This is a genomic window from Maribacter sp. 4G9, assembly GCF_002742265.1.
In the GTDB taxonomy this organism is placed as follows: domain Bacteria; phylum Bacteroidota; class Bacteroidia; order Flavobacteriales; family Flavobacteriaceae; genus Maribacter.
This window is the reverse complement of sequence record NZ_MDGL01000147.1, coordinates 1-1,600: the sequence shown is the minus strand read 5'-3', so window position 1 is coordinate 1,600 and position 1,600 is coordinate 1. Positions and strand designations below refer to the sequence as shown.

General features: G+C 39.2%; 2 protein-coding genes. One reads left to right on the top strand and one right to left on the bottom strand.

Annotation, left to right across the window (positions count from 1 at the left end):
* Nucleotides 1–178: 178 nt before the first annotated feature.
* The gene (locus tag BFP75_RS14065) at nt 179–961 is read right to left on the bottom strand and encodes a cation transporter (RefSeq protein WP_099546006.1); all 783 of its coding nucleotides are present in this window, start codon (nt 959–961) and stop codon (nt 179–181) included.
* Between the two features lie 138 nt (nt 962–1,099).
* Between BFP75_RS14065 and BFP75_RS21895 the strand changes: the two genes are divergently transcribed.
* A complete protein-coding gene (locus tag BFP75_RS21895; RefSeq protein WP_165776517.1) occupies nt 1,100–1,258 on the top strand; it encodes a hypothetical protein in 159 nt (52 codons plus the stop codon).
* Nucleotides 1,259–1,600: the final 342 nt, after the last annotated feature.

Genomic DNA, 1,600 nt, shown 5'->3' with positions numbered 1-1,600 from the left:
ACTTGACCAAAAGTCCCTCAAGTTCAACAACACGGTCGGCCAAACGACGGTTCGCACGCTCAAGATTCTCCAAACGAACCAATAACTCCGATATGAACTTATCCTTTTCGATAACCGAAAGATCCGATAATCTTTCGTAGGATCCAAATGAATTGACAACTTTATCAGCACTGATTAGTTACAAAATTCTTAATGCTCCTTGAATTACCAAAATAAAAACGATTGTTCCAATAATTAAATCAGGTTTGCTCGAACTTAACCAATTTACCAAAAGTCCAGCGATTATGACTCCTAAATTAATAATCACGTCATTCGAGGTGAAAATCATACTTGCTTTCATATGTGCCTCTTCTTTGCTCTTTGACTTTTGCAAAATGTAAAGACAAATTCCGTTTGCAATAAGTGCAAAAATCGAAACGATAATCATTGTGGAAAAATCGGGTAATTTCTCGTCTCCGAAAAATCTTCTTAACACTTCCACAAATCCAATAATCGCAAGTGTTATTTGAAAATATCCAGCAAGTTTCGCAATCCGCTTTTTCCTTGTCAGAGTTCCGCCAACCGCAAACAAGCTAATTCCGTAAACGAAACTGTCCGCAAGCATATCCAAACTGTCTGCAACTAATCCCATCGATTTTGAGATTAATCCAGTTGTCATTTCGATTATGAAAAAGGCAAAATTTATGGTAAGTACAGACCAAAGTAACTTTTTTTGGTTTGCATTTTCTTTAAATTCCGTTTGTTCGGTTTGTTCAGTCGAGATTTTCTTTCCGCCTAAATTCAGTTCGATAATGGACTTTTCGATTTGGTCAATTTGTCCGCTGTGAAAAACAGTTAGTTTTCGGTTGGGAATGTCAAAGTCCAAATTCGCAATACTTGAGATTCCATCCAATTTCATTCGGATTAAATTTTCCTCTGAAGGACAATCCATTTTGGTAATCTCAAATATCGTTTTGTTCATTCAATTTATTGGTTTTTGGACATTAACCACAACGCAGGGCTATGTGAAGCCACGTTACGGGTTTTAAATTTACGCAACTTGTTGGGATAAATTTACAAATACGTGTTGAACGTGGCCAGGTTGCATATAGCCGTTGATATGTACAGTTTTCCTCGATGGCGCCTAAAGGTGATAGGTTGGATGGTCCCTCATCCTACGGATTATGCAAACTGGCATGGCCCTGCGATGATGTACAAATCCCAAGGGGCGGGAATTGGAGCCTTTGGCGACAATGTAGCGACTTGGGTTCACCTTTAGGTGAATTGTACATCATCGTGATTGTATAAGATTAGTTGCGTGGTTTAAGCACTAAAGTTAGCAAATAAATCACAGATAGAAAGTCCGCGAGGACTTTCGTAAACTGGCTAAAACCAGCAATTAATTTTATACGGTGTTAGGCACTGGCTTTATATTTTTATTGACTTAGGTACTTAATCAATAACGATAGAAGTAGTAAATTCGGGGAAACAAACATCAAGAACATGGAGCAAAGATTCAAGAGCATGTCCCTTTTCGACTTTATGGAGAAATTCCCGGACACGGACAGCTGCCTGTCGCATCTGGCCTGGCTAAAGTGGGACGGGGGCTACAGGTGCCCCA